This is a genomic window from Proteiniclasticum ruminis DSM 24773 (assembly GCF_000701905.1).
Classification (GTDB): domain Bacteria; phylum Bacillota; class Clostridia; order Clostridiales; family Clostridiaceae; genus Proteiniclasticum; species Proteiniclasticum ruminis.
Window position 1 is genome coordinate 29,345 of sequence record NZ_KL370833.1, and the last position, 6,000, is coordinate 35,344.

A 6,000-nucleotide genomic window follows, 5' to 3' on the forward strand; every position below is an offset into this window, starting at 1 on the left:
CAGACAGGCCTTCTTTCCAGCTTCTTCTGAGGTTTTGCTCTCTGGGAAGGGGATAGATGGATCTCAGTCAGTATCTTTAAGGAAAACAACTTCATAACATCAGTTCACCCAAGACAGTCATCATTTAGGCTGTCTTTTTTTGCTTCAATTCAGTGAAATGTTGGATGCGTATAATTATTCATGAATAAAATATTAATGCAGGAAATCTTGCGTTATAAGTCGGATGTTATTTATGAATACAGCATCATATTACACCATATAACGAATGCTCTTATGGAAATGGATATAATCGTCCGAAAATTAACGAGTTCATACAATATCAGATTCATAAAAACGAGAAAAATAAATACGATTACATCATTTTATGGCCCTATACTTTAGGTGAATATCATAATAATAGAGAAAAATGCAAGAAAATTATTGACGCTTGCATGTGTGGATGTATAATTATTAAATATTAGGCGATTGGATACAGTTTGTTTACAAAATTGTGTGGGTTGCATGTACAGATGTACTTAATGGGAAATACAAAGAAAGAATAGAAGGAGGATTAACATGAAGAAAAAGAGAATACTTGCCATGGCACTTGCCTTATCTGCTGTAATGGCCTTTACCGCTTGCAGCAGCGGTGCTGAAACTCCTGCGGAAACACCAGGAGAGACACCGACAGAGAACCCTGCAGAGGGTGACAGTACTTTAAAAGTCCAGTTCAATGTGGAAGTGGCTTCCATGGATCCGCAGATCGCAACAGACGGTACTTCTTTTGAAGTCATCGCAGCCGTTACGGAAGGACTGTACTCTGTGGATAAGGACGGATCACCGATTCCTGCCATGGTGGATACTGTAGAAAAGAGTGAAGACGGACTGACCTATACCTTTAAGCTGAAAGATGCCGTATGGTCCAATGGAACGCCAGTCACAGCGAAAGATTTCGTTTTTGCCTGGAAGAGACTGGTAGACCCTGAAGTAGCCAGTGAGTATGCGTTCATCATGGGCGTTGCTGGTGTGAAGAATGCGGATGCCATTGCTGCAGGAGAACTTCCTGTGGATGATCTTGGTGTAAAAGCAGAGGATGACAAGACTTTAGTGGTTCAGCTGGATGTACCAGTGCCTTATTTTGAGTCCCTCATGTCTTTCCCCTCCTTCTTGCCGATGAATGAGGAATTCTTCACTTCCACTGGAGACAACTATGGAACATCTCCTGAGACTCTTCTGGCCAACGGACCATTCAAGGTTACAGCCTATGAGCCAGCAGCAACCACCATCACCTTAGTGAAGAACGACAGCTACTGGGATAAGGATGCAGTGAAGCTTTCTGGTATTGAGTATCAGGTCATCAAGGATTCCCAGCAGACCATGCTTTCCTATCAGAATGGAGACCTTGATATCGCAACCCTTTCAGGGGAACAGGTGGAGCAGTTCATGAACGATCCTGAATTTGTCAATGTAGTAGCAGGTTACCTCTGGTATGTATCACCAAACCAGCTGGTGAAAGGCCTTGAGAATGTGAACATCAGAACTGCCATGGCTCTTTCCTTTGACAAAGATGCCATTGCAAACAACATCCTGAAGGATGGATCCATTCCAGCGAACTTCCCGGTACCTACTCTTCTGGCCACAGGTCCAGATGGAAAAGATTTTAGAGAAACCTCCGGAACATATCTGGAGACCAATAAGGAAAGCGCTCTGGAATTCTGGACCAAAGGTCTGGAAGAGCTGGGCGTAGAAGGACTGACCTATACCATGCTGGTGGAGGATACAGAAGCTTCCATCAATGTTGCACAGTTCCTTCAGTCTGAATGGCAGGCGGCCCTTCCAGGCCTCACCGTAGAACTTCAGACCATGCCAAAGAAGAACCGTGTAGAAAGGATGCAGGCTGGAGACTATGAGCTGGTACTAACCAGATGGGGCCCCGACTATGCAGATCCAATGACCTATCTTGACATGTGGACCACAGGAAGCTCCAACAACTATGGATCCTGGTCCAATGCAGACTATGATGCCATCATCGAAGATGCAAAAAGAGGAGAGCTTGCGCTTGATCCTGCAGCCAGATGGGAAGCTTTAAAGGAAGCAGAAAAGATTGTCATGGATGAAGCTGTCATCCTTCCTGTATATCAGAAAGGTGATGCGGTCATGGTAAGAACAGGCGTTGAAGGCGTTGAGTTCCACTCCGTGGGCATCAACAGAGTCTTCAAGAACGCTGTGAAGAAATAAAGAACTAAAGAAAAATCCATAAAGAAATAGAAGAGTGTGACGCTGTTTAGAACGGATTAAGTGTACAGCGTCTCTCTTCTGTTTTTTAGCTGAAATTTCTGTGAGGAGTAGCGCTTATGAAAAAGTATATATTGAAAAGAATCGGCATCGCAGCACTGACTCTTCTGGTCATACTGTTCATCCTCTTCATCATGCTGGAACTGATGCCTGGTTCTCCTTTTAACGATGAAAAACTGACAGATGCCCAAAGAGCCATCATTAATGCCAAATACGGTCTGGATAAGCCTGTATTTCTCAGGTTCTTTAATTACCTGAAAGCCATGCTTTCCGGAGATTTTGGAGTGTCCTACAATATTTCTAAAAATACACCCATCACTCAGCTTTTGGAGTCGAGGCTTCCTTTATCACTTCGGATCGGAGGACAAGCAGTGCTCATCGGTACAGCCGTTGGCATTGTGCTGGGACTTATTGCTGCGGTGAAACACAATACCATTTTTGACACACTGACCACGGTGATTTCTGTCCTTGGAGTCAGTCTGCCCTCCTATGTGTTTGCCATGGCGCTGATTTATTCCATGGGATTCAAACTGAAGTGGTTTCCACTTCTTTATCAGCTCGATGCACCCTTTCACTCCACAGTTCTGCCCACGGTAGCGCTTAGCATGTTCACCATCGCCACGGTGGCGAGGTTTACAAGGACAGAAATGCTGGAGGTGCTGGGTTCAGAGTATATGCTGCTGGCGGAAAGCAAGGGCATGCATAGAAATCGGCTGATCTTTGTCCACGCGCTGAGAAATGCCCTCATTCCCATCATCACTGTACTGGCTCCTCTTGTGGTGAGCCTCATGACAGGAAGCCTTGTCATTGAGAAGCTTTTTTCCATTCCGGGAATCGGATCTCTCATGGTCACGGCCATCCAGTCCAATGACTACAATGTGATCATTGCCCTGGCTTTTGTCTATAGCGTGATGTTCATCAGCATTATGCTGGTGGTGGACATTTTATACGGCATCATTGATCCGAGAATCAGACTTGCAAAGGAGGATCTCCATGAATAATCAGGATATTTTATTTAAACCCGATGACTTCGAGCTGGTGCGAGAAAACCAGAATGACTTCGTGGATGAGGCCTATGCAAAGGAATCCTACTGGAGGGATATTCTGGCGCGCTTTGTAAAAAATAAAGGAGCAGTCATTGGTCTCTTCTTCATTTTCCTCATCATCCTCATGGCGGTGGTGGGGCCTGGCATGAATGAACACACCTATGATTCCCAAATCATTCAGCATCAGAATCTGGCGCCTCGAATCCGTGCCATTGAAAGCCTGAACATTGGTATTTTTGACGGATCAGAGAAGATGAGTACCTCCACAGGTGTTGTGGAGGTGAATAAGTACGTGAATCCTGAAAAGGAGACTGGTCTTGAAAACACCTATTACTGGTTCGGCACCGACGTCCTTGGTAGAGACATCTTCACAAGAACCTGGACAGGAACGAGGATATCTCTTTACATTGCTCTGGTGGCCGTACTGGTGGACATGCTTTTTGGTATGAGCTACGGGCTTATTTCCGGATACTTTGGCGGGAAAGTGGACATGGCCATGCAAAGATTCTCTGAAGTGCTGAACGGTATCCCCACGCTGGTTCTCGTGACGCTGCTGATTATAGTGATGAAACCGGGTCTATTCACCATTACTCTGGCATTAGCCCTTACTGGGTGGATCGGCATGAGCCGGGTGGCCAGAGCCCAGGTGCTGAAACTGAAGGAGCAGGAATTCATCCTTGCTTCCAAGACCCTTGGTGCCAAGGACTTCTTCATCATCTTCAAGGAGATTCTCCCCAATATCTTCGGACAGCTCATCATCATGTCCATGTTTTCAGTGCCCAATGCTATTTTCACAGAAGCATTTCTAGCTTTTGTGGGATTGGGTGTTCCGGCACCCAACGCCTCGTTGGGTTCTCTCATCAGCGATGCCTTCAAGTCCTTCACCACACATCCCTATATGATTGTGTTTCCGGTGATTGTTCTTGGGATCATCATGCTGAGTTTCAACCTTCTGGCGGATGGACTCCGTGATGCATTTGATCCGAAAATGAAAGAAAGGTAGGTGAACACTGTGGAAAAGGAAACTGTTTTGGAGATGAAAGATCTTTCCATCTCCTTCAAGACCTCTGCAGGCGAAGTAAAGGCCATCCGCGGTGTGGATTTTACACTATATAAAGGGGATACCGTGGCTATTGTAGGAGAATCCGGCAGCGGCAAGTCTGTCACGGTGAAAGCCATCATGGGCATTCTATCCGGCAATGAGACCGTGAACAGCGGTTCTATTCACTTCACCTATCATCGAGGAGATGAGGTGGTTCATGAGGATCTTCTGAAACTCTCCAGAAATGAGATGAGAAAAAGAATCAACGGGAAGCGCATTGCCATGGTCTTCCAGGACCCCATGACTTCCCTGAATCCCACCATGTCCATTGGCGCTCAGGTCATGGAAGGAATGATCTACCATCATAAAAAGTCCAAAGCCGAAGCCAGGAAACGGGCCATTGAGCTTCTGGATCTGGTAGGCATTCCAGAGCCGGAAAAAAGAATGAAGAATTATCCCCATCAGCTTTCTGGCGGCATGCGTCAAAGAGTGGTCATCGCCATTGCCCTGTCCTGCGATCCGGAGGTCCTCATCTGTGATGAACCCACCACGGCGCTGGATGTGACCATCCAGGCAAAGATTCTGGAACTCATCAAAGAGATCCAGAAGAAGATGAACATCTCTGTCATCTACATCACCCATGACCTGGGGGTTGTGGCAAAGGTGGCGGACTATGTGGCGGTCATGTATGCGGGGAAGTTCATTGAAAAGGGAACCACAGAAGAGATCTTTTTTGATCCAAGGCATCCTTATACCTGGGGACTGCTGTCTGCGATTCCCAGTCTTGAAAAGACAGAAGGAACGCTTTATGCCATTCCTGGAAGCCCGCCGAATCTTCTCCATCAGGTGGTAGGAGATCCTTTTGCCCCAAGAAATCTTTATGCGCTGAACATTGATTACCGCATAGAGCCGCCTATGTTTAAAATATCAGACACCCATTTTGCCAGCACCTGGCTTCTTCATGAGGATGCACCAAAGGTGGAGATGCCAAAGCAGCTGAAAGAAAGAATCGAAGGGATGAGAAAGGAGATGAAGATGCATGGAAAATAGAAAGCCACTTCTAGAAGTGAGAAATCTGAAGCAGCACTTCAAAGTCTCCAGAAAGTTCAGTGTCAAGGCGGTGGATGGTGTTTCTTTCGAGATTTATCCAGGAGAGACCTACGGCCTTGTGGGAGAGTCCGGCAGCGGCAAGTCCACCATTGGACGCTCCATCATAAGGCTGTATGACCCTACGGGTGGAAGCATCCTGTTTAAAGAAGAAGACATCTCCGGAAAGATGGACAAGAAGACAGAGAAAAATCTACGGATGAAGATGCAGATGATCTTCCAGGATCCCATGGCTTCTTTAAATCCCAGAAAGAAAGTACTGGATCTCATTGCCCTTGGCCTGGATATCCATCATCCGAAGATGGATCCAGAGGAGAGAAAGAAGAAGGTATATGATATTCTGGATCTGGTAGGTCTTTCTCATGAGCATGCCAGCAGGTATCCTCATCAGTTCTCCGGAGGGCAGCGTCAGCGTATTGGGATTGCAAGAGCCTTGGTGATGAATCCGGATCTCATCATTGCTGATGAAGCCATCAGTGCTTTGGATGTGTCCATCCAGGCTCAGGTGGTGAATCTCATGAAGGAGATTCA

Annotated in this window: 5 protein-coding genes; all 5 read left to right on the forward strand. The window is 46.3% G+C overall.

Going from position 1 to position 6,000, the window contains the following annotated elements; translation table 11 throughout:
* The first annotated feature begins 555 nt into the window (after nt 1–555).
* Nucleotides 556–2,217, forward strand: a complete 1,662-nt coding sequence (locus T487_RS0115060; protein ID WP_031577964.1) for a peptide ABC transporter substrate-binding protein — start codon at nt 556–558, stop codon at nt 2,215–2,217.
* A 116-nt stretch (nt 2,218–2,333) separates the two neighbouring features.
* Nucleotides 2,334–3,275 (forward strand): ABC transporter permease, encoded by a 942-nt coding sequence (locus T487_RS0115065; protein WP_031577966.1) that lies wholly within the window; start codon nt 2,334–2,336, stop codon nt 3,273–3,275.
* Complete coding sequence (gene opp3C, locus T487_RS0115070) at nt 3,268–4,323, forward strand: oligopeptide ABC transporter permease (RefSeq protein ID WP_031577967.1); 1,056 nt, start codon at nt 3,268–3,270, stop codon at nt 4,321–4,323. Before T487_RS0115065 ends, opp3C begins: the two co-directional genes overlap by 8 nt.
* Complete coding sequence (locus T487_RS0115075) at nt 4,324–5,412, forward strand: ABC transporter ATP-binding protein (protein ID WP_278245045.1); 1,089 nt, start codon at nt 4,324–4,326, stop codon at nt 5,410–5,412.
* Nucleotides 5,402–6,000 (forward strand): ATP-binding cassette domain-containing protein (locus T487_RS0115080; protein ID WP_031577969.1); only part of this gene is annotated, 599 nt, incomplete at its 3' end. The genes T487_RS0115075 and T487_RS0115080, both read left to right, overlap by 11 nt.

Bases quoted from the DNA above. Each gene is read 5' to 3' on its own strand.
- T487_RS0115060 (WP_031577964.1), top strand. From the start codon at position 556: ATGAAGAAAAAGAGAATACTTGCCATGGCACTTGCCTTATCTGCTGTA.
- T487_RS0115065 (WP_031577966.1), top strand. From the start codon at position 2,334: ATGAAAAAGTATATATTGAAAAGAATCGGCATCGCAGCACTGACTCTT.
- opp3C (WP_031577967.1), top strand. From the start codon at position 3,268: ATGAATAATCAGGATATTTTATTTAAACCCGATGACTTCGAGCTGGTG.